Source organism: Lactobacillus gigeriorum DSM 23908 = CRBIP 24.85, from assembly GCF_000296855.1.
In the GTDB taxonomy this organism is placed as follows: domain Bacteria; phylum Bacillota; class Bacilli; order Lactobacillales; family Lactobacillaceae; genus Lactobacillus; species Lactobacillus gigeriorum.
Genome location: NZ_CAKC01000095.1, coordinates 13,043 through 36,035 on the forward strand (window position 1 = coordinate 13,043; position 22,993 = coordinate 36,035).

Here is a 22,993-nt window from a genome sequence, read left to right on the forward strand (position 1 = left end):
ATCCGTAGAATTACAATTCTTATTGTAAAATATGGATCAAGTGATTTAAAAGATTTTAGGTGAATTTATGAAAATACGTGGATTTGAAGTCGTCTCAAAATATGCTGATCAGGGAATCGAATTACCTAGAAGACAAACCTTAGCCAGTGCAGGCTATGACTTAGCTTCAGCGGTTGATATGGTTATCCCTAGTATTTGGCGATTGAATTTTGTAAGAATTTTTCGCTTAATCAGAAATGGCCACCAATTATATGAACGTGATTATGAAATGAGTGAAGATATTTTAAAACCAATTTTAGTGCCAACAGGCATAAAAGCGTATATGCCTGAAGATGAAGTCTTAATTTTGGCTAATCGGTCTTCAAATACTTTTAAAAAGAATTTGGCATTGCCTAATGGAATTGGGGTGATCGATGCCGATTATTATAACAATTCCAAAAATGAAGGCGAAATTTTTGTTCAAGTGCTTAATTATGGCGTTCGACCATTGCATATTCACAAGGGTGATCGAATCGCTCAAGGAATATTTATCAAGTATCTAAAAACAGATAGTGATGATCCAGTATCAAGAGAACGTGTTAGTGGTTTTGGATCAACTAATGAGAAAGGAAAGATGTAATGGCACGTACTTCAGTTAGATATAAGTGTCGTTCATGTGGTTATATTTCGGCTAGTTATTTAGGACGCTGTCCTAATTGTGGTGCCTGGAATCAATTTGAAGAGGAAACCCAAGAAACTAGAAAGCGATCAGGCAAGCAGCCAGTTAGTCAATTGATTCAGAGTACTGGTATTAATGAACCGGTAAAACTAGGTGAGGTTAAGGCAAAAAAGGAAGAACGAATTACTACTGATTTTAGTGAATTAAATCGAGTACTCGGTGGAGGAATCGTTCCAGGCTCATTAATCTTAATTGGTGGTGATCCGGGTATTGGAAAATCTACCTTAATGTTACAAGTTATGAGCAATCTTGCTAACAAATATAAAGTTTTATATGTTTCTGGGGAAGAATCGGCAAGTCAAATTAAGTTGCGAGCTGATCGATTAGGGATTGGCGACAACAATATGTTGCTTTATCCAGAAACAGATATGGAACGAATTAGAGATCAAATTGCTGAGGTTAAACCTGACTTCTTAGTCATTGATTCGATTCAAACCATGAATGAACCTAGTTTGGATTCAGTAACCGGCTCGGCATCACAAGTTAGAGAAGTAACTAGCGAATTGATGAAAATTGCTAAACTGGATGCCATAACTGTTTTTGTAATAGGACACGTAACTAAGGAAGGTGCTATTGCGGGTCCTAAGATTTTAGAACATATGGTAGATACGGTGCTGTATTTTGAAGGTGATGAGCATCATTCTTATCGGATACTTCACTCAGTAAAAAATCGTTTTGGAGCAGCAAATGAAATTGGCATGTTTGAAATGATTAATGAAGGATTGCGCGAGGTGTCCAATCCCTCAGCAATTTTTCTTGATCAACGTTTACCTAATTCAACTGGCTCGGCAGTAGTCGTATCCTTAGAAGGAACAAGACCGTTGCTTGCAGAAATTCAAGCTTTAGTTACTCCAACTGCTTTTGGTTATGCTAAACGCACTACTTCAGGCATTGACTACAATCGAGCCGCTTTGTTGTTAGCTGTTTTAGAAAAACGTGGTAACTTGATGCTCCAAAATCAAGATGTCTATCTTACCGCAACTGGTGGGATTAAATTAAATGAGCCCGCAATTGATTTGGCAATTGTGATGGCGGTGGCATCTAGTTATACTAATAAAGAAATTTCTTCTACAGATTGTTTTGTAGGAGAAGTTGGTTTAACTGGTGAGATACGGAGAGTAAATAAGATCGAATCTCGTGTGAAAGAGGCTGGTAAGGTAGGGTTTAAGCGAATTTTTATTCCTAAGCATAATTACCAGTCTGATCTTGCTAATCTTGGGATTGAAGTTATTCCAATTGCAAGTATTCCTCAAGCTTTGAAATTAGTTTTCGGCTAGGAATTGAACTTTTTATTTAATACAGTTAAACTAAGATTGTTTAAGTTTACTATTTTTGAAAGAGGCATGAATATTGGCTAAAGAAAAAATTCGTGTAAGATATGCTCCAAGTCCAACAGGACACTTGCATATTGGTAATGCACGTACTGCATTGTTTAATTATTTATTTGCTCGTCATAACAAGGGTACTTTTGTTTTAAGAATTGAAGATACTGACCAAAAGCGTAATGTTGAAGGTGGATCAGAATCACAAATGGAAAACCTTCACTGGTTAGGTATCGATTGGGACGAAGGTCCAGATAAGGGTGGAGAATACGGCCCTTACCGCCAATCTGAAAGAAAAGATATTTACAATAAATACATTCAACAATTGCTTGATGAAGGTAAAGCCTACTATTCATACAAGACTGAAGAGGAACTTGAAGCTCAACGTGAAGAACAACGCGCAATGGGAATTGCTCCTCACTATACTTATGAATATGAAGGCATGACTGCTGAAGAAATCAAGCAAAAGCAAGCAGAAGCAGAAGCTAAAGGCTTGAAGCCAGTTGTTAGAATTCACATTCCAGAAATGGAAACCTATGAATGGGATGATATTGTTAAAGGTCATTTGAGTTTTGAATCTGATACCATTGGTGGGGACTTCGTTATTCAAAAGCGTGATGGAATGCCTACTTACAACTTTGCCGTAGTTGTTGATGACCACTTGATGGAAATTACCCACGTTCTTCGTGGTGACGACCACGTTTCAAATACGCCAAAGCAATTAGTAGTATATGAAGCATTAGGTTGGGAACCACCTAAGTTCGGTCATATGACTTTGATTATTAACGCTGCTACTGGTAAAAAACTTTCTAAGCGTGATGAATCTGTTTTACAATTCATCGAACAATATCGTGAATTAGGCTATTTGCCAGATGCAATGTTTAATTTCATTACTTTGCTTGGTTGGTCACCTATTGGTGAAAATGAAATTTTCTCACAACGAGAATTCATTAAGCAATTTGATCCAAAACGTTTGTCTAAGTCACCAGCTGCTTTTGATCAAAAGAAACTTGAATGGGTTAACAACCAATATATTAAGCAAGCTGATCGTGATACATTGCTTGATTTAGCTTTGAATAACCTTCAAGAAGCAGGCTTAGTTGAAAAGACACCAACTCCTGAGAAGATGGAATGGATCCGTCAATTGGTAAATATTTATGCAGTTCAAATGTCATATACTCAACAAATCGTTGATATGACTAAGATCTTCTTTGAAGATGCTAAGAATCTGACTGAAGAAGAATTAGCGGAATTAAAGAATGATGATGGTCGTGCTGTCATTGAGGAATTCAGAAAACAATTGGAACTCATTCCAAGATTTACTTCAGCTCAAATTATGAGTGCAATTCAAGCAACTCGTCGTGAAACTGGAGTTAAGGGAAGAAAATTGTTTATGCCAATTAGAATTGCAACTACTAGATCGATGGTAGGACCTGGAATTGGTGAAGCAATGGAATTATTAGGCAAAGAACGTGTCTTAGAACATTTGGACTTAACATTGAAGCAAATGCAATAATGACGGTTAACTCAAAAACTAGAAAATGGCAATCAGCTATTTTCTAGTTTTTTTGTTAAAATGAAAGCAAGCATAGAAAGGATCCCGATTATGCAAATTTATAATACGTTGACGCGAAAAAAGGAAGAATTTAAGCCATTGGTTCCAGGAAAAGTAAGTATGTATGTTTGTGGACCAACGGTTTATAACTATATTCATATTGGAAATGCGCGTAGTGCAATTGCTTTTGATACGATTCGGAGATATCTCGAATATCGAGGTTATGATGTTAAGTATGTATCTAACTTTACTGATGTTGATGACAAGATGATCAATGAAGCTCGGGCGGAAGGAATTACCGTTGGTCAGTTGGCAGAAAAGTTTATTGCTGCTTATTTGGAGGATACGACAGCGTTAAATATTAAACCAGCTAGTTTACATCCACGAGCTACAGAAGAAATTGCTAACATTATTGCTTTTATCGAAAAATTGATCGACCAAGGCTATGCTTATGAAGCAGAAGGCGATGTTTATTATCGCGCAAAGAAATTTAAAGCTTACGGTCAATTAAGTGATCAAAATATCAATCAATTGGAGGAAGGTGCTTCGCAACATATTAATATAGAAGAACAGAATAGAAAAGAAGATCCAATTGATTTTGCACTTTGGAAAGCACAAAAAGCCGCTGATGAAATTGCTTGGGACTCACCTTGGGGAAAGGGAAGACCAGGATGGCATATTGAATGTTCTGTAATGGCTACGGAGCATTTGGGAGAAACGATCGATATTCATGGTGGGGGTCAAGATTTGGAATTTCCTCATCATGAAAATGAGATTGCTCAAAGTGAAGCTAAGACAGGAAAGAAATTTGTTAATTATTGGATGCATAATGGTTTTGTCACTGTCGGTAAGGACGAAGAAAAGATGTCGAAATCATTGCATAATTTCGTGACTGTGCATGACATCATTAAGGAAATAGATCCACAAGTCTTACGCTTCTTTATGGCAAGTGTCCATTATCGAAGACAAATAAATTATTCTACTGAAAACTTAGAACAGGCTGCTAAAATTTTAGAGCGGTTCAAAAATATCTTGAATAATCTTGACTTTAGATTAAATGACCAAATTGCAAGTAAGATATCTAATGCTGTTCGTAAAGCTCTTATACAGACTAAGGAAAAATTCATTGCTGCAATGGATGATGATTTCAATGTACAAAATGCTTTGACAGCGATTTATGATTTGTTGCCAATAGTTAATGCAAATCTTAATGACGAAAACGTTGATAAGGAAGCCCTAACCGATTTCAAACAATCTTTGACTGGATGGCTTGAAATTTTTGGAATTGATGTAACTAAATTGGTCGCTAATAATGCTGGTCAAGATGATCAAGAAATTGAGGCTTTAGTTCAAGCAAGAGATGAGGCAAGAAAAGCCAAAGACTGGGCAAAAAGTGATCAAATTCGTGATGAATTGAAAGCAATGGGAGTAATAATACAAGATACTCCTCAAGGAACAAGGTGGACTCGTGAATAAAATGCGAAAGTTGATAGAATCTAAGCTAGATGCCAATGTTTTGAGTGGGCAAACTTTGGCGTATTATGGGGATGCAGTTTATGAGGTTTTTATCCGTAGACATCTAATTAAAGCGGGGATAGTTAAACCGCAAGTTTTGCAAAGAGAAGCTACCCATTATGTCTCTGCTAAAGCTCAAGCAGCACTTATCACAAAAATGCAAGATGACAATTATTTAGCTGAAGCTGAATTAACAGCTTTTAAACGTGGACGCAATGCTAAGACTTATACTAAAGCTAAGAATACTAGTCTAAGAACATATCAATTATCAACTGGATTTGAAGCTATGATAGGATATTTAGCTTTAGATGACCAAGATGATAGAGTAAGTGAAATTTGTAAATGGTGTATTGAAAAGGTAGAGGATGGTAGCTTAGATGGTTATGACTTCGAATAATAGTGAATTTGTTTTTGGTCGTCATGCAGGGATTGATTTTTTAAAAACTCAGGGTGCCAATCGGATTAATAAAGTATTTTTACAGCAAGGGGTACAACAGGAATTTGCTAATCAGGTAGTTGCCCTTGCTAAAAGCAAAGGCTTAATCATCCAAAATGTACCTAAAAATAAATTGGATCGTTTAGTTGATGGTGGTAATCATCAGGGATTAGTTCTTGCCGTAGCTAGTTTTGATTATGCTGATTTAGACACTCTTCTTGATAAATTTGAACAAGAGAATCATGAACCGTTTATTTTGATGTTGGATTCAATCGAAGATCCACATAATTTAGGTTCAATCTTAAGATCTGCTGATGCAACTGGAGTTGATTTAGTAATTATTCCTAAGCGTCATGCTACAGGGCTGACATCTGTTGTTGCTAAAACATCAACTGGAGCCATTGATTATATTCCGGTTGCAAGAGTAAATAATTTGGTGCAAACAACTACCATGCTCAAAAAAAGAGGCTTTTGGATCTTCGGCACTGATATGAAGGGCACTGATTACCGACAATGGAATGCTAAAGGCAAGACAGTTTTAGTTATTGGTAATGAGGGAAAAGGAATCGCACCATTATTGAAAAAGCAAATGGATCAAATGTTGACTTTGCCAATGGTTGGTCATGTTCAATCGTTAAATGCAAGTGTTGCAACAGGTGTTTTGCTCTATCAAATGTTAACCAGTAGAGAAAAATAATTTTTTATTTTGCAAATATGAAACAAAGTCGATGCAATATATCTGAATTGCTAGATAAATTGTGTGATTATGTTCCATTTACTGGATTAAGATATTTAATTCCACTGAGTAAGCTCATAAGATAAATACAAGTTTATCTATAACGAGGTGGAAGAGTGCAATACTCAAAGGATGAGGAACAATTAATAAAAGAAATAAGTGAGGGTAATGATGAATCATTAGCGGAACTTTTTCAAATGTATCAGCCAATTGTCAGAAAAGCTAAGAAAAAATATTGTATTTATGGCTATGATGATAAAGATCTTATGCAAGAAGCAAGGATTACTTGTTATGAGTCGGCTAAGATTTTTCAAAAAAAGCGCGGAAAGTTCGGACCATATTTTAGAATTCGACTACATAATCGGCTAAAATCATTAATTCGGTTTCAAATGGCAGAACGTCGTTTGGAGGAACGAATGCATACTTCGTTCGATGAATTAGTCGTTGAAAATCCCGAAGAATTAGATCATTTAGTTTGCGAATCTGAATTACTTGATATTAGTATGGACGAAATAGGGCGTAAGTTTGTCCCCAAGCTATCAAAAATTGAGTTAATTGCTTTTTTGGTTTTTGTTGGAAAATTAACTGATGAAGAAGCGATAAAAAATTATCAAATAAATCTAGGTCAGTTGAAAAGTGCGCGTAATCGAGTTTACAAAAAGTTTCTTAAAGCGTTGCGTTAGCAGGATGAAAAAGTTGTATAATAAAAGCGTAGAATGATTTTAGGAGGTAATTTAAGATGGCAGACGAAGTAATTAAGACTGCAGTGTTAGACCGTCAAATGAAGGAAGTTTTTGATTGGAGCGACTCAACTAACCCAGTTAGAGATGAACTCTGGGACTACTTCATGGAAAAGAATGGTAAAGATACCTTGAAGACGGAGGAAGCAATGCTTCCGTTCTTAAAAGACTCTGATGAAAAGATTGAAGCTTTCGTCAACGAAAATCTTAAGAAGTAATTCTAAAAATATTCTACGCACAGTGATCACGCATTGATTGATCACCAAGACAGTCATGATCTTCATGGCTGTCTTTTTTAGATTGCCTTTCTAGATAAATCCTGGTAGAATTAACAACAGTTTGGAAGTGAAATTATGGCAGTGAAAAAAGCAGCTTTGGCCTGCACGGTTTGTGGGTCACGCAACTACTCAATCACCGCAAATAATAATCGGACGCAGAGACTTGAACTTAACAAGTTCTGCAAGCATTGCGGTAAGAAAACGTTACATAAGGAAACGAGGTAAGAATTAAATGATTAAGTTCTTCAAAAGCGTAGCTAAGGAAATGAAATTAGTTACTTGGCCTACTTTTAAGCAAAATAGACGCGATACTAGCGTGGTTATTGTTAGTTCAATCTTATTTGCTGCTTATTTAGGTCTTTTAGATTGGGCATTTAGTTCTTTGACACAAATAGTAATGTAATTAAAATACTTAATAGCCAAAGAATGATTTTCCGTGTTATAATCATTCTTGATGAAAAGCAAAACCTCATAGCGAGGTTTTTTTGTTTGCCAAAAAAGGAGAAAAGTAATGGTAGAAACTGCGCAAAAGAAATGGTATGTGCTTCATACATACTCAGGATATGAAGATAAGGTAAAGTCTGACTTGCTTTCAAGAGCTCAAAGTATGGGGATGCAAGACTACATTTTCAGAGTAATGGTTCCTGAAGAAAAGAAGACTGAAACTGTACGTGGTAAAAAACAAGATATCGATGAAAAGATTTTCCCAGGATACGTTTTAGTTGAAATGGTAATGACTGATGAAAGTTGGTTTATTGTAAGAAATACTCCAAACGTAACGGGTTTTGTTGGTTCACACGGTGGTGGTTCTAAGCCGTCTCCATTATTAGAGGAAGAAGTTGAACGTCTGTTGAACTTAGAAGAAAAATCAACTCAAAAGCCAACAATTGACTTTAATATTGGAGATACGGTAACCATTACTGAAGGACCATTTAGTGGAATGGTTGGTAAGATTACTGACATTCAAGCTGATAAGGCTAAGGTTTATGTTTCAATCGACATGTTTGGTCGTGCAACTACCGCTGAATTGGATTACGATCAAGTAAAAGATTATGATGGAGAGTAATTTAGACTTGTAATTGCTCATAAACGATGATAAGATAATTGACGTATCTTTATTACTGTGGGAGGAGAATTAGGTAAATTCTCCATTTTAACCGCATCACGGAATCAAGGAGGTTTTGACCGTGGCAAAGAAAGTTATTAACGTTGTTAAATTACAAATCCCAGCTGGTGCTGCAACACCTGCACCTCCAGTTGGTCCTGCATTGGGTCAAGCAGGTATTAACATTGTAGGTTTTACTAAGGACTTCAATGCTAGAACTGCTGATCAAAAGGGCATGATTATCCCTGTTGTTATTACTGTATATGAAGATCGTTCATTCGAATTCATTACTAAAACTCCACCAGCACCAGTATTGCTTAAGCAAGCTGCTAAGATCGACAAGGCTTCTGGTGAACCTAACACCAAGAAAGTTGGTAAGGTAACCAAGGCTCAAGTCAAGGAAATTGCCGAGACTAAGATGCAAGACCTTAACGCTGCTGACATTGAGGCTGCTATGCGCATGGTTGAAGGTACCGCTAGAAGTATGGGTATCGAAGTCGAAGACTAATCCTGTTATTTAGGTAACATATTAGGTGGGAGAGCTTAGAGAGAGCTCGTCTGACCACATATACAAGGAGGAAATCACATGCCAAAGCATGGTAAGAAATATTTAGAAGCTGCAAAAAAGGTAGATTCAACTAAGTTGTACAGTGTAGACGAAGCTATGAAGCTTGTTAAAGAAACTTCATACGCAAACTTTGATGCTTCAGTTGAAGTTTCATACAACTTGAGCGTTGATCCAAAGCAAGCTGACCAACAAATTCGTGGTTCACTTGTTTTGCCAAACGGTACTGGTAAGTCACAAAAGGTTATCGTATTTGCTGAAGGCCCACAAGCTGAACAAGCTAAAGCTGCAGGTGCAGATGAAGTCGGTTCAGATGAATTGGTAGAAAAAGTTCAAAACGGTTACTTGGACTTTGACGTTGTTGTTGCAACTCCAATGATGATGGCTAAAGTAGGTCGTTTGGGTCGTGTTCTTGGACCTAAAGGTTTAATGCCAAACCCTAAGACTGGTACTGTAACTATGGACGTTGAAAAGGCTGTTAAGAATGTTAAGGCTGGTCAAGTAGAATACCGTGTTGACCGTCAAGCTTCTATTCACGCTGCTATCGGTAAGGTATCATTTACTGAAGAACAATTGGCTGAAAACTTTAAGGCTTTGCGCGACGTTATTGTTCGTGCACGTCCTGCTGCTGCTAAGGGTCAATACATTAAGAGTGTAGCTGTTGCTGCAACTTTTGGCCCTGGTATCAAGCTTAACCCATTAGATTTAGACTAATAAATTAATATCGACCTTTTGGTCGATATTTTTATTTTCTTCTTGCATCTAGTGAAAAGAGTTGCTATACTAATTAAAGTAAATTCTACCTAAGACTCGGGTGGCGTGATGCCTCAAAATCCCGCCGAGGCCAGAAGATAATGAAGATTTCAATGCTCCATGTCTTTCGGCATGGAGTTTTAATTAGGCCTTATAGAATTTATCAATGTAATCGTGGAGGTGAAATCGAGTGAGTAAAGCTGCTATTGCTGAAAAGGAAAAGTTCGTTAACGCTTTTGCTGAAGAACTTAAAAGTGCTAAGGCTATCTTGATCATTAACTACTTAGGTTTGACTGTTGAAGAAGTAACCAACATGCGTAAGGACCTTCGTGATAATGATGTTAAGATGAAGGTTGTTAAGAACACTTACTTAAGACGTGCTGCTGCTAAGGCTGGTATTGAAGGCCTTGAAGATACTTTTGTAGGTCCTACTGCTGTTGTTTACACTGACAACGCTGACGACATTACTGAACCTGCACGTATCGTTTCTAAGTACGAAGATGATTTTGAAGCTATCGAAATCAAGGGTGGTGTACTTGAAGGCAAGTTAACTTCTAAAGAACAAATTAAGGAACTTGCTGCTATTCCTGGTCGCGAAGGATTACTTTCAATGCTTGTTTCTGTATTGCAAGCTCCTGTACGTGACTTCGCTTATGCTGTTAAGGCTGTTGCTGAAAAAGAAGAAGGCTCAGCTGAATAGTTTTTATTGTTATTGATATCTAAATTCTAAATTTTCGGAGGATACTTAAATGGCTTTAGATACTGCTAAGATTATTGAAGACTTGAAGGGCGCTACAATTCTTGAATTGAACGACCTTGTAAAGGCTATTGAAGAAGAATTTGATGTTACTGCTGCTGCTCCAGTTGCTGCTGCAGGTGCTGGTGCTGCTGCTGAAGCTAAGACTTCATTTGATGTAGAATTGACTGAAGCAGGTCAAGAAAAGGTTAAGGTTATTAAGGTTGTTCGTGACATTACTGGACTTGGCCTTAAGGACTCAAAGGACCTTGTTGATGGTGCTCCTAAGAACGTTAAGGAAGGCGTTTCAGAAGACGAAGCTAACGACATCAAGGCTAAGCTTGAAGAAGTTGGTGCTACTGTAACTGTTAAATAGTTATAGCTAACGCCTAAAAGCAGACTGGATTACCAGCCTGCTTTTTTGTTTTAATTGCAAAAAATTGAGGAAACTATGTCTGAAAAGAAGAATCAAATGTATTTTGCAGTTGCCCCAGATGCAAAACATGATATTCATGAAATTAATTATCAAATTTCAAATACTAATTTGCATTTTTTAACTGATGCTGGTGTATTTTCGAAAATGCGAGTAGATTATGGTTCAACAGTTTTGATCAAGGCTATGCAAACAGTGCCTTTCCCAAGTCAAAATATATTAGATGTGGGTACTGGTTATGGTCCAATTGGTTTATTCGCCGCTAAATTTTGGCCTGATCAAACAGTTGATATGATTGACGTTAATACACGTGGATTAGAATTGGCAAAACAAAATGCAGAAAAAAATGCAATTTCTAATGTAAATATCTATAGTTCTGATTGTTATGATCAAGTCGTTGGTAAATTTGGCTTGATTTTAACTAATCCCCCTATTAGAGCCGGGAAGAAAGTCGTTTCTAAGATTATTGCTGAAGCTAAGAACCATCTTGTTGAAGATGGAAAATTATTAGTTGTTATCCAAAAGAAGCAGGGAGAGCCAAGTGCTCGAAAATTGATGGAAAGTGTTTATGGCAATTGTACAATTTTAACTAGAGACAAGGGCTATTATATTTTGCAAGCAAGCAATAATAACGGGGAAAGATAATTGTTTTCAAGTGAAGCAAAAAAAATGTACATGCAAGCTACTTTTCAAGAGGCGGCTAAAGCTGAGGCTCAGAACGAAGTACCTATTGGAGCTATAGTAGTTGATCCAAATGGAGAAATAATCGGTAGAGGATATAATCGCCGTGAACTGGATCAAGACGCTACACAACATGCAGAAATGATTGCTATTAGACAAGCCTGTGACAAACTGGGTACTTGGCGCTTGATTGATTGTAGTTTATTTATAACTTTAGAGCCATGTCCTATGTGTGCAGGTGCAATCATTAATTCACGAATAAAAACGGTTTATTTTGGAGCGCTTGATCCTAAAGCTGGTGCGGCTGGTAGTGTAATTGATTTATTTACTGTGAAAAAATTTAATCATCATCCACAAGTTATCAGAGGGCTTTACGGCAAAGAAGCTGGAGAGTTATTAACAAATTTTTTTAGAAAGATACGCGCTGAGCAAAAAAAGATTAAATTGATGGCCAAAGATGGTGGCAAAAAAGGCTAAAATACGTTATCATAGTTGTTGGGCAATGTTTGACCTCTGAATTGTGTCAGAACCGGAAGGTAGCAGCACTAAGGTTGTTCAGGCATGTGCCTTTTTTGAGAGAATTACAAAACTCTTAACTCTTTTAAAGAGTTAGGAGTTTTTTTACTAGGGAAGGGACTTTATGGCTTATCAAGCACTATATAGAAAATGGCGTCCACGCACTTTTGATAGTGTAATCGGTCAGGAGGCCATAACAGAGACTCTAAAGAATGCGCTTGTGCGCGATACGATTTCCCATGCATTTTTGTTTGCAGGACCTAGAGGAACTGGTAAAACCTCATGTGCCAAGATACTTGCTAAAGCTTTGAATTGTACAAATTTACAGGATGGGGAACCATGTAATGAGTGTCCTAACTGTTTGGCTGCAGATAAAGGTGCTTTAGCCGATATCATTGAAATTGATGCAGCTTCTAACAATGGGGTTGATGAAATTCGCGAAATTCGCGATAAAGTAAAATATGCGCCAACACAGGGGAAATATAAAGTTTATATTATCGATGAGGTTCATATGCTCTCGATGGGTGCCTTTAATGCATTGCTTAAAACATTAGAAGAACCTCCTGCTCATGTAGTGTTTATTTTAGCAACTACAGAACTCCAAAAAGTACCAGCTACGATTATTTCACGGACACAGCGGTATAATTTTAAAAGGATTTCAAAAGCTGACTTAGAGAAGCGAATGAAATTTATTCTTGAACAGGAACAGATTTCATATGAAGATGATGCAATTGCAGTAATCGCACAAGTAGCAGATGGGGGAATGAGAGATGCGTTAAGCATCCTCGATCAATTACTGAGCTATGAGCAAAAGAGTGTCAAATATACTGATGCTTTACAAATTACTGGTTTTGCTGCTAAAGAGAAAATTGAACAGCTTTTGCTGAAAATTTTGTCAGCTAACAGTGGTGAAGCACTTAAGCAAGCAAAAGAATTGCAAGATGAGGGTGCCACTGCAAAAAATATTTTAGATGAATTAATAGATTTAACTACAAAGGCATTAATAGCTAAACAAACGCAGCAAGAACAGGCAAACGAATTTATTACTAAAGATTTCCTTACTCAAATTGGAAACTATGAATTAGAACAGCTGTTTAAACTTGTTGATTTGGCAAACGCTGCCTTAAATGATTTGCGTTATACTAATCAGCAGCAAATTCCACTAGAAGTATTTTTAGTACAAGCCAGTATTTATCGACCAATTTCACTTAATACTGGGAATAGTGATTTAAGCGATGAAATTGGTCAATTACGACAGCAAATAGAATCTTTGCAAAAGCAAGTTCAGGAATTAAAGAAACGTCCAGCAGCAAATGCTAATGTCGCTAGTGGTAAACAAGCCACCCCTAGTCAGCATGACATACCAAAACCAGCTACTTCGATTAACAATAATCGTAAACAAGTGTATCATGTGCTTGAGAATGCTACTAAAAATGATTTAGCGACGATCAAGGATGTATGGCCAGATTTGCAATCGGTACTTGAAGTTTCTCAACGGGCATTATTAGATGTGCTTGAGCCAGTTGCAGCTAGCCATGATCAAGTAGTTATGAAGTGTAAATATACGTTGTGGTTCGAAAAAGCAAGTGCAGATGATGATTTACTTGCCAAGCTGACGTCGTATATTGAACAATTTACTAAACACACGTATGATATTGTTTTGGTACCAGACGATGATTGGCTTGATGTTAGAAATGAATATGTCAAAACCCATCGTCAGCAATTAATTGCCAAAAAGCGTCAACAAATTGAAGAAGATGAAACGGTAAATAGCAATGAGGCTGATCAAAAAGTTGTTGCGAAAGCCAAAGAATTATTCGGAGATTTGGCGGAAATAAAAGATTAAATAGAATAGTAGAGGATTGAAAATTATGAGTAGAAGACCAAATTTTGGAGCTATGGGTGGAATGAATATGCAACAAATGATGAAGCAAGCTCAAAAGTTGCAAAAACAAATGCAAGAAGAACAAGAAAATATTACTAAACAAGAATTTGTAGGTAAATCAGCTGATGATTTAGTTGTTGCTACTTTTACTGGTGATCGAAAATTAAAAGAAATTACAATTGATCCTGAAGCGATTGATCCTGAAGATTCAGATATGCTTCAAGATTTAATTATTGATGCAGTTAATAAAGGAATGTCAGAAATTGACAGTGCAACTCAACAAAGTCTAGGAAAATATACGAAAGGTTTGATCTAATTGCAATATCCATTGCCAATTGCTCAACTAATTGATTCTTATATGAAATTGCCAGGTATTGGTGAAAAAACAGCTACACGCTTGGCGTTTTATACGCTTGATATGCCTGAACAAGATGTTCATGATTTTGCTAATGCTTTAGTAAATGTGCAGACTAAGTTGCACCAATGCTCTATTTGTGGAAATATTACTGAACAGGATCCATGTGCAATTTGTCAGAATTCTGCTCGAGACCAAAGTACGATTATGGTGGTTGAACAACCTAAGGATCTGATGGCTTTTGAGGAAATGGGAGAATATGATGGTTTGTATCATGTTCTTCATGGCGTGCTTTCACCAATGGATGGAATTGGACCTGAAGAGGTAAACATTAAGTCGTTGATTGTACGTTTGCAAAAGCAAAGCAAAGTTAAGGAAGTAATCATTGCATTGAACTCAACCCCAGAAGGAGAGTCTACCGCAATGTATATCAGTAAATTGATTAAGCCTTCGGGCATAAAAGTTACGCGATTAGCAGCTGGACTAGCTGTTGGTAGCGATATTGAATACGCAAATTCAATTACTTTGAAACGTGCTGTTCAAGGGAGAACGTCGTTGTAGGCTAAGAATTATGAAAAAAACAGATAAAATTAAAGAAGAGGGCGATCAAAAGCTGGTCGCTTTAGTAGAAAAACTGCAGAATCAAATTTCGTTCCAGCAGGGCTTAGATCAGACAACTTTGGATATGTCTGATGATAATTTGGTTGCCAGCAAAATTTTACGAGCAAAATATAGTTTTTTATATAATGAAGCTCGTCATCGACACACAAGATTTAGTGGTATTACTAATGCCATTACTCAGTAAAAGTTCACAGCTCGTGAACTTTTTTATTTTATCCTAAAGTGATTGTGGTAAATTACTGTTAATCTTTTCTAAAGTTCTGTAGAATAGACACATGGAGGATTTTATGAAGGGTAAGTTTATTAGCTTTGAAGGTCCCGATGGTGCGGGAAAAAGTACGGTAATGAAGAAAGTTTTGGAGCAACTTGAACCAGAACTTAAACCACAATATCTTGTGACTAGAGAGCCCGGTGGGTCGAAAATTGCAGAAAAAATTCGTAAATTGATCCTTGATCCAGAAAATGATCAAATGTCCGCAAGAACAGAAGCATTGTTATATGCTTCATCAAGAAGCCAATTGATTCAAGAAGTCATTAAGCCGGCTTTAAATTCAGGGATATTAGTATTTTCTGATCGATTCGTTGATAGTTCACTTGCCTATCAAGGTGCAGGACGCGAATTAGGAATCAGCGAGGTTGCAGCGATAAATCGTTTTGCGACCGAAGGAATAAGTCCAGACCTAACTTTATTTTTTGACATTGCACCAGAAAAAGGGTTAGCAAGAATTAAAAAAGTTAGACCAGATGATGAGGATCGCTTGGAACGTGAAAAATTAGCTTTTCACCAAAGAGTGTATGCTGGCTATCAAGAGATTATTAAACGGTATCCTGAACGAATTGTGGTAATAAAGGCTGATCGACCAGTAGAGGAAGTAACTGAGGAAGCTATTGCAACGATTAAGAATAGATTACCAGAGATATTCTAGAAAGAGTGATTTTGATGAAACTTATTGTAGCAATTGTTCAAAAAGAAGATTCTAACAAATTACAACGCGCTTTTATCAAGGAAAATATTCGTGCAACTAAATTAGCAACTACAGGTGGCTTTTTAAGCGAGGGAAATACTACTTTCTTGATTGGTACGCAAGATGAACAAGTTGATCATGTTTTATCAGTAATTAAAGAAAAATCTCAAGCTAGAGAAGAATATGTTCAACCTAATATTATTTCATCTGGATTGGAAATGTCGCAGATGGTTAAAGTAACTGTTGGTGGGGCAACATGTTTTGTTGTTCCAGTAGATGAATTTAAGCAATTCTAATGATAAATTTACAACACATCGATCAAAAGCAAACTCAAATCTTGCGTCAGGCTGTGGATAGTGGGCAAATGGCGCACAGTTATCTTTTTGTAGCTAATGATCCAGCAATTGCTCGTAATACGGCATATTGGCTAGCATGTTATTACAATTGCCAAGGCACAGATAAGCCGGATGGAAACTGCCAGAATTGTCAGCAAATCTTATCGGGAAATCATCCTGATCTTTTAGCTGTTACCTTAGAAGATCGTCAAAGTATTAGTATTGATCAAATTAGACCTCTTAAGGAAGAATTGGCGAAGAGTCCAGTTGAAAGTACGATTCGCTTTTTCATTATAGAACAAGCTCAAAGTCTAACTTTATCGGCCGCTAATGCCTTACTTAATTTGCTAGAAGAGCCAGTAGCCCCAGTAGTGACGATTTTATTAACCAATAATGTTGATCAGATTTTGCCAACGATTCGTTCTAGAACACAGATTATCAAATTTACAGATAATAATGTCTTATCGGGAGATCAAGATAGTTTAATCGCCAATGGATTTTCTGAAGATGAGCTAGCCGAATTAGGCGATTTAAATCAGCTGAATCAACAAATTAAGTATTTCTATCAAGAAGTAACCGAAGGCAATGATCTAGCGCTTGTGAGTGCTCATAAACTAGCAATGCAAGTAACTGGTAAGACTGGACAAAATTATGTTTTGCTTCGGCTTAAGTATTTGGCTGAGTCTGATTTTCAACAGGAAAGTACCAGATTAAATGGCTTGCATATGCTAAAATACATAATGGAACTTGACAAAATGCGCATGAGCAATGTTAATCTTCGTAATTTACTGGATTATTTAGCCTTACAGATAAAGAGGTAGGTGTGTTTTAAGTGGATCCATATTCAAAGTTGCAGCAACTGCATAATTCAATGCAAAAGATGACGCAAACCATCGAAAGTCTTGAAAATGATATTCTTGAGATCTTAAAGGAAAGTACTGAGCTCAAGGTTGAAAATCAATTATTGCGTGAAAAACTCGATAAATTGACGGCAAAAAAGGGAACTATTGTCAAAACTCAGAGTGGTTTGGAATCGTTGAAGAAGATCTATAATTCTGGATATCACATTTGTAATATGTATTATGGATCTCATCGTGATATCAATTCAGATTGTATGTTTTGCTTAGATATCCTTGATAATTTTGGCGTTAAGAAAAAGAGAAAAAGGAATTAAAATGCAACGACAAAGTAGTTATGCAGATGATGGTGGCAAGTTATATTTGGTACCAACTCCAATTGGAAATTTAGAAGATATTACTATTCGTGCCAAAAAAATCTTAATGCAGGCAGATTATGTAGCTGCTGAAGATACAAGAACAAGTGGGATTTTACTTGAAAAATTGGGCATTAAGAATCAAATGATCTCTTTTCATAAGTATAATTCGAAGAAAAAGGCACCTGAGCTAGTAGAAATGATGAAATCAGGAAAAGTGATTGCTGAAATAAGCGATGCAGGGATGCCAGTAATTTCTGATCCAGGATTTATTTTAGTTCAAGAATGTATCAAAAATGATATTCCAGTCGTACCCCTTCCAGGACCTTCAGCTTTTGCTACAGCACTAATAGCTTCTGGTTTTGATGCCCAACCATTCACATATTATGGCTTCTTACCTCGAAAGGCGTCTGAACAAAGACAATACTTTGAAGCAATGAAACTTGCGCCTGCTACTTCGATTTTCTATGAAGCACCTCATCGTTTAGTGAAAACCCTACATAATATGGTTGAAGTCTTAGGGGAACAACGTGAAATTGTTGCAGCAAGAGAACTAACGAAAATTCACGAGGAATTTGTTCGTGGTACTTGTAGTGAACTTCTGGAACATTTTGACCAAAATGCTCCAAAAGGAGAATTTGTCTTATTGGTTTCGCCAGCGACTAATACTGAGGTTGAACTTGACTGGGATGACTTGGTAGCCCAAGTAAATCAAGCAGTTGATTCAGGTGCTAGCAAAAAAGATGCGATTAAACAAATAGCTGAAAAAAATAATGTTTCTAAGAATGAACTTTACGATTATTATCATCGAGATTGATTAATGAAATATACTGAAAACAGAAAAATTGAATATAACGAATGCGATGAATGTGGCCAGCTTAAGCTAACAGCAATGATGGATTTGCTGATGCAAGTTTCTGAGCGTCAATTGCAGCTTGCCCAAGCAAGTGCCAGTGATTTGGTTGGACGTGGTTTAGGATGGGTAGTTACGCAATATCATATTGAAGTGACGCGATTACCTAAACCATTGGAAGAAGTAATAATCGGTACGGAAGCGATTGGATACAATCGCTTTTTGGCTTATCGTGATTTCTGGATTGCTGATCAAGCTGGCGAAAAACTAATAACAGTAAATAGTCAATGGGTTTTATTTGATTTGGAAAAACGAAAAATGGTACCAACTGATGAAACCTTGATGCAAAATATTAAGGCACCACTGTTAAAAAAGATGCCACGTTTTCCAAGACTCCGGCCACTTGAACAATATGATCGTGGGCAAACTTATCGCGTTACTTATTACGATTTGGATACTAACCATCATCTGACTAATAGTCATTATTTTAACTGGTTGATAGATTTGTTGGATCGTGAGTTTTTACATCAATATACAGTAAAAACTATTGATTTAAAATTTGATCAAGAATTAAAATACGGTATGTGTCCAGAATCGTTGATAAAACTTGAACAGCAAGATCAAATTGTGATTTCCCATCATGTAATAAAAAATGATGCTAATGAAGCTGCAGTTTGTCGAATTGAATGGCAAAATCTAGATAAGGAATAGGGTTAGAATTGAAAATATTAAGTGTAACAACTGCCACCAATCATTTAAGTGTGGCTTTAAATGACGGCTTAACGGTTATAAGTGAAAAAAATGAAGAAGATCAACGCAATCATAGTGAACATTTAGATCCAATGATTGCTGAGATTTTAAGAGAAAATGATTTAGCCTTAGCTGATATTGACCGTTTTGCAGTAGCGATTGGACCAGGCTCATATACAGGTCTAAGAATAGGCATTACAACTATTAAGATGTTTGGTAGTATTTTGAACAAAGAAGTAGTAGGAATTTCTACTTTAGCAGCATTGGCCAAAGGCGCTAAGAATGATGGCTTAATTATTACGGCTCTGGATGCGCGTAATGATAATTATTTTGCTGGGGGCTATTTTAAGCAAGGTGAAAAATTAACCGAAGTTATACCAGATGGGCACTATCACTTAGATCGATTAATAGAAGTAATTAAAACTTATATTGATGAGCAAAAGCTTGAAGTAATTACAGTAGTTGGAACAGGAGTTCAGGACAAAGCAGAAGTTTTTGCTGATTTGCCAGTAACGGTTAGCTTTGGCAGTCAAAGTGAAAATGAAATTCATGCTGGTTTTATTGGTAAGTTAGCAATGAATGAAGTACCAGTAGATCCTGATGTGCTTTTACCGCGCTATTTGAGACGTACTCAAGCTGAAGTTGATTGGCATAAACGAACTGGGAAGCCATTTGGTCAAGATAGTGATTATGTTGAAGAAGTTTAAACAACTTAACAATTTTTTTCATCCACTAAAAACTGATTTAGGATTTGAATTTACCCCATTTGTTGCGACTATTAATGATCAAATTTTCCAGGTAATGGAGGCTACAGAAGAAGATATTCCAACTTTAATGGCTTTTGAGACCGAGGTCTATCATGGCGTAGCTACTTGGAGCATAGGAAAATTTAGAAGCGAACTAAGAAAAGATAATTCACTTTATCTATTGGTTTATCACGAATCGCAATTAGTTGCCCTTATTGGAGCAAGATTTTATTTAAAAGAAACCCATATTACTAATCTGTCAGTTGTTCCAGATTTTCAAAATCAAGGAATTGGCACGTGGCTAATGGAGCTAATGATTGATTTGGCCCGTCAAAAAAGCAGTGAATTAGTAAGCTTGGAAGTAAGAATTGACAACGAAAAAGCTAAACAGCTTTATAAGAAATTAGGTTTTGAAGCCTTATTTATTCGTAAAAATTATTATTGTGATTTACAACTTGATGCAATTAATATGGTGCTGTGGTTAAAACCGCATCGATTGAAGAAGAGGGAAAAGTAATTTGAAGCAAGAAAAAGATGTACGCATTTTGGCTTATGAAAGTTCATGTGATGAAACTTCAACGGCTGTTATCAAAAACGGTAGAGAAATTGAAAGTTTAATCGTTGCTACCCAAATTAAAAGTCACCAACGATTTGGAGGCGTAGTTCCTGAGGTTGCAAGTCGCCACCATATTGAAGTAATCAGCCAAATTACTAAAGAAGCGTTGAGCGAAGCCGAAGTTAGTTGGCAAGATATTGATGCAATTGCAGTAACTTCTGGACCAGGCTTAGTTGGAGCGCTATTGATTGGAGTAAGTGCAGCCAAAGCTGCATCAATGGCAACAGGACTTCCGCTAATTGGAGTTGACCACATTATGGGTCATATTATGGCGGCTCAATTGAAAGATGAAATTGAATATCCTGCCCTTGCATTGCAAGTATCAGGTGGCCATACTGAGATTGTCTTGATGAAAGATCCGATTCATTTTGAAATCATTGGTGATACTCGTGATGATGCGGCTGGTGAGGCCTATGATAAAATTGGTCGCGTGCTAGGAGTTAACTATCCAGCTGGTAAAACTATTGATCAGTGGGCACATAAGGGAAAAGATACTTTTAATTTCCCAAGAGCAATGATGGAAGACGATGATTATGATTTTTCTTTCTCTGGTCTAAAGAGTGCTTTTATTAATACTTGCCATCATGCAGATCAGATCCATCAAGAATTGGATAAATACGATTTGGCAGCTAGTTTCCAAGCTGCTGTGGTCGATGTTTTAGCTTATAAAACAATTAGAGCAATTAAGGCATATAAACCTAAAACTTTCATTCTAGGCGGTGGAGTGGCTGCCAATCAAGGATTAAGAGAAAGAATGGCTGGTGAGATCGAAAAATTGGCTGATAAGCCAAAAGTTATTTTGCCGGAATTAAAGTTATGTGGAGACAATGCAGCAATGATTGGAGCTGCTGCTTATAATTTATATCAAGCTGGAAAATTTGCTGACTTGTCATTAAATGCAGATCCATCAATGGAATTACCATATGCAGAAACAATGTTGAATTAAAAGACTTGTATAGGGCTCAAGCTGAAAGGCTTGGGCTTTTTTGATCTTACCAATGAAAGCCTTTTCTATTATAATTAATTTAAAAAGTACAATTAATGGGGAGAAAAATTATGGCTAAGTTTCCAAAAGAATTTTTATGGGGTGGCGCAACCGCTGCTAATCAATACGAAGGTGCATATTTAGAAGGTGGAAAGGGTCTTTCGACTTCTGATGTTTTAACGAATGGCTCGCACACTGAACCTCGTCGTGTTACATGGAAGAATCCTGATACTGGTGAAACAGGAACGACATCTTTCTTTGAAATTGGGCAAAAGGGACTCCCAAACGGAGCGGTTCCAGCAGTTCTAGATGGTTACTATTATCCATCACATGAAGCTACCGATTTTTATCACCATTATCAAGAAGATATTAAGTTAATGGCTGAAATGGGCTTTAAGACTTTCAGATTATCAATCAATTGGGCCAGAATTTTTCCTAATGGCGATGATCAAAAGCCGAATGAAGAAGGCTTGGCTTTCTATGAAAAAGTTTTCCAAGAATTGAAAAAGTATGGAATTGAACCGTTAGTTACCTTATCTCACTATGAAACGCCACTTGCTTTAGCTATTAACTATGGTGGTTGGGTAGATCGTAGCTTGATCGACTTCTTTGTTAACTATGCAACAACAGTTATGAAGCGTTATAAAGGATTAGTAAAGTATTATTTGACCTTTAACGAAATTAACTGCATGGAATTTATGCCATTTATGGCTGGTGGCGTAACCGATCCCACACCACAAAACAAAGCGCAAGCAGCTCATAATCAATTTGTTGCTTCAAGTTTAACAGTTAAGGCAGCTAGGGAAATTGATCCTGAGATCAAGGTTGGGCAAATGCTAGCATATGGTCCACGCTATACCTATACTTGTGATCCTAAAGATCAATTGCTTGTCATGGAAGAAATGCAAGATACTTTCTTCTACTCAGACGTTCAAACGGGTGGATATTATCCAAATTATCGTTTGAAATATTATGAACGTGAAGGAATTAAGTTAGATGATCGTCCAGAAGATTATGATTTAATCAAAAATTATTCTGCAGACTTCTTGTCCTTCTCGTGTTATGGCTCAACAACTGTTACGACTCATGAAGTTGATGGCAATGATGGTGGAAACTTCATTATGGGCGTTAAGAACCCTTATTTGAAGACTAATGCCTGGGGTTGGGCTACTGACCCTGCAGTCTTACGCTTAGCATTGAACACTTTATATGATCGTTATCGCAAGCCACTTTGGATCGTAGAAAATGGTATTGGCTGGGCTGATCAAGTATCGGAAGATGGTAAGATTCACGATGATTATCGGATTGAATATCTTCAAGAAAATATTTCTTCAATGAGAGATGCTATTACCATTGATGGTGTTGATCTTATGGGATATACCATGTGGGGATGCATTGATCTAGTTAGTGCAGGTACTGGAGAGATGCGCAAACGGTATGGCTTCGTTTATGTCGATAAAGATGATGAGGGTAAAGGTACGTTGGCTCGTACACCAAAAGATTCATTCTATTGGTACAAGAAAGTCATTGCCAGCCAAGGAGAAGATTTAACTAACTAAAATCTTTTTTGCTAAAAATAA

Annotated in this window: 31 protein-coding genes, 1 other RNA gene and 1 other annotated feature; all 32 genes read left to right on the forward strand. The window is 36.9% G+C overall.

Annotated features, from left to right (window positions below; all coding sequences use genetic code 11):
* Positions 1-67 precede the first annotated feature (67 nt).
* The 32 genes from BN52_RS09270 to BN52_RS09415 all read left to right on the forward strand — a co-directional run bounded on the left by BN52_RS09270 (position 68) and on the right by BN52_RS09415 (position 22,972).
* Positions 68-619, forward strand: a complete 552-nt coding sequence (locus BN52_RS09270) for a dCTP deaminase/dUTPase family protein (protein ID WP_008474300.1) — start codon at positions 68-70, stop codon at positions 617-619.
* Complete coding sequence (radA, locus tag BN52_RS09275) at positions 619-1,995, forward strand: DNA repair protein RadA (protein WP_008474301.1); 1,377 nt, start codon at positions 619-621, stop codon at positions 1,993-1,995. Before BN52_RS09270 ends, radA begins: the two co-directional genes overlap by 1 nt.
* Positions 1,996-2,068: 73 nt before the next feature.
* Entirely contained in the window at positions 2,069-3,556 is a 1,488-nt protein-coding gene (gene gltX / locus BN52_RS09280) for a glutamate--tRNA ligase (RefSeq protein WP_008474302.1), read from the forward strand.
* Positions 3,557-3,646: 90 nt separating this feature from the next.
* Positions 3,647-5,071: a cysteine--tRNA ligase gene (cysS, locus tag BN52_RS09285; protein WP_008474303.1), complete on the forward strand. Its 1,425-nt coding sequence runs from the start codon at positions 3,647-3,649 to the stop codon at positions 5,069-5,071.
* A complete protein-coding gene (locus BN52_RS09290; protein ID WP_040473536.1) occupies positions 5,064-5,507 on the forward strand; it encodes a Mini-ribonuclease 3 in 444 nt (147 codons plus the stop codon). The genes cysS and BN52_RS09290 overlap by 8 nt, the downstream gene beginning before the upstream one ends.
* Positions 5,494-6,243: a 23S rRNA (guanosine(2251)-2'-O)-methyltransferase RlmB gene (rlmB, locus tag BN52_RS09295; RefSeq protein WP_008474305.1), complete on the forward strand. Its 750-nt coding sequence runs from the start codon at positions 5,494-5,496 to the stop codon at positions 6,241-6,243. Before BN52_RS09290 ends, rlmB begins: the two co-directional genes overlap by 14 nt.
* Positions 6,244-6,398: 155 nt before the next feature.
* Positions 6,399-6,965 (forward strand): sigma-70 family RNA polymerase sigma factor, encoded by a 567-nt coding sequence (locus tag BN52_RS09300; RefSeq protein ID WP_008474306.1) that lies wholly within the window; start codon positions 6,399-6,401, stop codon positions 6,963-6,965.
* Positions 6,966-7,021: 56 nt separating this feature from the next.
* A complete protein-coding gene (locus BN52_RS09305; protein ID WP_008474307.1) occupies positions 7,022-7,240 on the forward strand; it encodes a P8 family protein in 219 nt (72 codons plus the stop codon).
* Between the two features lie 135 nt (positions 7,241-7,375).
* Positions 7,376-7,525, forward strand: a complete 150-nt coding sequence (rpmG, locus tag BN52_RS09995; protein WP_009559759.1) for a 50S ribosomal protein L33 — start codon at positions 7,376-7,378, stop codon at positions 7,523-7,525.
* 7 nt (positions 7,526-7,532) lie between these two features.
* On the forward strand, positions 7,533-7,703 hold the full coding sequence (secE, locus tag BN52_RS09310; RefSeq protein WP_008474308.1) for a preprotein translocase subunit SecE: 171 nt from the start codon (positions 7,533-7,535) through the stop codon (positions 7,701-7,703).
* Between the two features lie 108 nt (positions 7,704-7,811).
* On the forward strand, positions 7,812-8,366 hold the full coding sequence (gene nusG / locus BN52_RS09315; RefSeq protein WP_008474309.1) for a transcription termination/antitermination protein NusG: 555 nt from the start codon (positions 7,812-7,814) through the stop codon (positions 8,364-8,366).
* A 121-nt stretch (positions 8,367-8,487) separates the two neighbouring features.
* The gene (gene rplK / locus BN52_RS09320; protein WP_008474310.1) at positions 8,488-8,913 is read left to right on the forward strand and encodes a 50S ribosomal protein L11; all 426 of its coding nucleotides are present in this window, start codon (positions 8,488-8,490) and stop codon (positions 8,911-8,913) included.
* Positions 8,914-8,991: 78 nt separating this feature from the next.
* Complete coding sequence (gene rplA, locus BN52_RS09325; RefSeq protein ID WP_008474311.1) at positions 8,992-9,684, forward strand: 50S ribosomal protein L1; 693 nt, start codon at positions 8,992-8,994, stop codon at positions 9,682-9,684.
* A gap of 70 nt (positions 9,685-9,754) precedes the next feature.
* Positions 9,755-9,877, forward strand: a sequence feature (ribosomal protein L10 leader region).
* 36 nt (positions 9,878-9,913) lie between these two features.
* Positions 9,914-10,423 carry a 50S ribosomal protein L10 gene (gene rplJ, locus BN52_RS09330; RefSeq protein ID WP_008474312.1) on the forward strand — a complete coding sequence of 170 codons (510 nt, stop codon included), beginning with the start codon at positions 9,914-9,916 and terminating at the stop codon, positions 10,421-10,423.
* A 49-nt stretch (positions 10,424-10,472) separates the two neighbouring features.
* A complete protein-coding gene (gene rplL, locus BN52_RS09335; RefSeq protein ID WP_008474314.1) occupies positions 10,473-10,835 on the forward strand; it encodes a 50S ribosomal protein L7/L12 in 363 nt (120 codons plus the stop codon).
* Between the two features lie 75 nt (positions 10,836-10,910).
* The gene (locus tag BN52_RS09340) at positions 10,911-11,537 is read left to right on the forward strand and encodes a class I SAM-dependent methyltransferase (RefSeq protein WP_008474315.1); all 627 of its coding nucleotides are present in this window, start codon (positions 10,911-10,913) and stop codon (positions 11,535-11,537) included.
* Positions 11,538-12,050: a tRNA adenosine(34) deaminase TadA gene (tadA, locus tag BN52_RS09345; protein ID WP_040473537.1), complete on the forward strand. Its 513-nt coding sequence runs from the start codon at positions 11,538-11,540 to the stop codon at positions 12,048-12,050.
* 9 nt (positions 12,051-12,059) lie between these two features.
* An RNA gene (ffs, locus tag BN52_RS10000) (signal recognition particle sRNA small type) lies at positions 12,060-12,158 on the forward strand.
* A 55-nt stretch (positions 12,159-12,213) separates the two neighbouring features.
* Positions 12,214-13,935 (forward strand): DNA polymerase III subunit gamma/tau, encoded by a 1,722-nt coding sequence (gene dnaX / locus BN52_RS09350; RefSeq protein ID WP_008474317.1) that lies wholly within the window; start codon positions 12,214-12,216, stop codon positions 13,933-13,935.
* Positions 13,936-13,960: 25 nt separating this feature from the next.
* The gene (locus tag BN52_RS09355; protein WP_008474318.1) at positions 13,961-14,290 is read left to right on the forward strand and encodes a YbaB/EbfC family nucleoid-associated protein; all 330 of its coding nucleotides are present in this window, start codon (positions 13,961-13,963) and stop codon (positions 14,288-14,290) included.
* Positions 14,291-14,890 (forward strand): recombination mediator RecR, encoded by a 600-nt coding sequence (recR, locus tag BN52_RS09360; protein ID WP_008474319.1) that lies wholly within the window; start codon positions 14,291-14,293, stop codon positions 14,888-14,890. It begins immediately after the preceding gene.
* A 10-nt stretch (positions 14,891-14,900) separates the two neighbouring features.
* Complete coding sequence (locus BN52_RS09365; protein ID WP_008474321.1) at positions 14,901-15,134, forward strand: YaaL family protein; 234 nt, start codon at positions 14,901-14,903, stop codon at positions 15,132-15,134.
* Positions 15,135-15,237: 103 nt separating this feature from the next.
* Positions 15,238-15,876, forward strand: a complete 639-nt coding sequence (gene tmk / locus BN52_RS09370; protein ID WP_008474322.1) for a dTMP kinase — start codon at positions 15,238-15,240, stop codon at positions 15,874-15,876.
* A gap of 14 nt (positions 15,877-15,890) precedes the next feature.
* The gene (locus BN52_RS09375) at positions 15,891-16,211 is read left to right on the forward strand and encodes a cyclic-di-AMP receptor (protein ID WP_008474323.1); all 321 of its coding nucleotides are present in this window, start codon (positions 15,891-15,893) and stop codon (positions 16,209-16,211) included.
* Positions 16,211-17,071, forward strand: a complete 861-nt coding sequence (locus BN52_RS09380) for a DNA polymerase III subunit delta (RefSeq protein ID WP_008474324.1) — start codon at positions 16,211-16,213, stop codon at positions 17,069-17,071. Before BN52_RS09375 ends, BN52_RS09380 begins: the two co-directional genes overlap by 1 nt.
* Positions 17,072-17,082: 11 nt before the next feature.
* Entirely contained in the window at positions 17,083-17,424 is a 342-nt protein-coding gene (gene yabA, locus BN52_RS09385; RefSeq protein ID WP_008474325.1) for a DNA replication initiation control protein YabA, read from the forward strand.
* Position 17,425: 1 nt separating this feature from the next.
* On the forward strand, positions 17,426-18,280 hold the full coding sequence (gene rsmI, locus BN52_RS09390; RefSeq protein WP_008474326.1) for a 16S rRNA (cytidine(1402)-2'-O)-methyltransferase: 855 nt from the start codon (positions 17,426-17,428) through the stop codon (positions 18,278-18,280).
* A 3-nt stretch (positions 18,281-18,283) separates the two neighbouring features.
* Entirely contained in the window at positions 18,284-19,027 is a 744-nt protein-coding gene (locus tag BN52_RS09395; RefSeq protein WP_008474328.1) for an acyl-[acyl-carrier-protein] thioesterase, read from the forward strand.
* Between the two features lie 8 nt (positions 19,028-19,035).
* Positions 19,036-19,773 (forward strand): tRNA (adenosine(37)-N6)-threonylcarbamoyltransferase complex dimerization subunit type 1 TsaB, encoded by a 738-nt coding sequence (gene tsaB / locus BN52_RS09400; protein WP_008474329.1) that lies wholly within the window; start codon positions 19,036-19,038, stop codon positions 19,771-19,773.
* A complete protein-coding gene (gene rimI / locus BN52_RS09405; protein ID WP_040473539.1) occupies positions 19,757-20,329 on the forward strand; it encodes a ribosomal protein S18-alanine N-acetyltransferase in 573 nt (190 codons plus the stop codon). Before tsaB ends, rimI begins: the two co-directional genes overlap by 17 nt.
* Before the next feature lies 1 nt (position 20,330).
* Complete coding sequence (gene tsaD, locus BN52_RS09410; RefSeq protein ID WP_008474331.1) at positions 20,331-21,374, forward strand: tRNA (adenosine(37)-N6)-threonylcarbamoyltransferase complex transferase subunit TsaD; 1,044 nt, start codon at positions 20,331-20,333, stop codon at positions 21,372-21,374.
* 110 nt (positions 21,375-21,484) lie between these two features.
* Positions 21,485-22,972, forward strand: a complete 1,488-nt coding sequence (locus tag BN52_RS09415) for a glycoside hydrolase family 1 protein (RefSeq protein WP_008474332.1) — start codon at positions 21,485-21,487, stop codon at positions 22,970-22,972.
* The last annotated feature ends 21 nt before the right edge of the window (positions 22,973-22,993 follow it).

Coding starts and splice junctions, on each gene's coding strand:
- secE (WP_008474308.1), top strand. CDS start 7,533: ATGATTAAGTTCTTCAAAAGCGTAGCTAAGGAAATGAAATTAGTTACT.
- BN52_RS09365 (WP_008474321.1), top strand. CDS start 14,901: ATGAAAAAAACAGATAAAATTAAAGAAGAGGGCGATCAAAAGCTGGTC.
- rimI (WP_040473539.1), top strand. CDS start 19,757: ATGTTGAAGAAGTTTAAACAACTTAACAATTTTTTTCATCCACTAAAA.
- rplL (WP_008474314.1), top strand. CDS start 10,473: ATGGCTTTAGATACTGCTAAGATTATTGAAGACTTGAAGGGCGCTACA.
- BN52_RS09355 (WP_008474318.1), top strand. CDS start 13,961: ATGAGTAGAAGACCAAATTTTGGAGCTATGGGTGGAATGAATATGCAA.
- cysS (WP_008474303.1), top strand. CDS start 3,647: ATGCAAATTTATAATACGTTGACGCGAAAAAAGGAAGAATTTAAGCCA.
- nusG (WP_008474309.1), top strand. CDS start 7,812: ATGGTAGAAACTGCGCAAAAGAAATGGTATGTGCTTCATACATACTCA.
- BN52_RS09340 (WP_008474315.1), top strand. CDS start 10,911: ATGTCTGAAAAGAAGAATCAAATGTATTTTGCAGTTGCCCCAGATGCA.
- rplA (WP_008474311.1), top strand. CDS start 8,992: ATGCCAAAGCATGGTAAGAAATATTTAGAAGCTGCAAAAAAGGTAGAT.
- tmk (WP_008474322.1), top strand. CDS start 15,238: ATGAAGGGTAAGTTTATTAGCTTTGAAGGTCCCGATGGTGCGGGAAAA.
- BN52_RS09305 (WP_008474307.1), top strand. CDS start 7,022: ATGGCAGACGAAGTAATTAAGACTGCAGTGTTAGACCGTCAAATGAAG.
- rlmB (WP_008474305.1), top strand. CDS start 5,494: ATGACTTCGAATAATAGTGAATTTGTTTTTGGTCGTCATGCAGGGATT.
- rpmG (WP_009559759.1), top strand. CDS start 7,376: ATGGCAGTGAAAAAAGCAGCTTTGGCCTGCACGGTTTGTGGGTCACGC.
- BN52_RS09270 (WP_008474300.1), top strand. CDS start 68: ATGAAAATACGTGGATTTGAAGTCGTCTCAAAATATGCTGATCAGGGA.
- rsmI (WP_008474326.1), top strand. CDS start 17,426: ATGCAACGACAAAGTAGTTATGCAGATGATGGTGGCAAGTTATATTTG.
- BN52_RS09415 (WP_008474332.1), top strand. CDS start 21,485: ATGGCTAAGTTTCCAAAAGAATTTTTATGGGGTGGCGCAACCGCTGCT.
- BN52_RS09395 (WP_008474328.1), top strand. CDS start 18,284: ATGAAATATACTGAAAACAGAAAAATTGAATATAACGAATGCGATGAA.
- BN52_RS09380 (WP_008474324.1), top strand. CDS start 16,211: ATGATAAATTTACAACACATCGATCAAAAGCAAACTCAAATCTTGCGT.
- dnaX (WP_008474317.1), top strand. CDS start 12,214: ATGGCTTATCAAGCACTATATAGAAAATGGCGTCCACGCACTTTTGAT.
- BN52_RS09375 (WP_008474323.1), top strand. CDS start 15,891: ATGAAACTTATTGTAGCAATTGTTCAAAAAGAAGATTCTAACAAATTA.
- radA (WP_008474301.1), top strand. CDS start 619: ATGGCACGTACTTCAGTTAGATATAAGTGTCGTTCATGTGGTTATATT.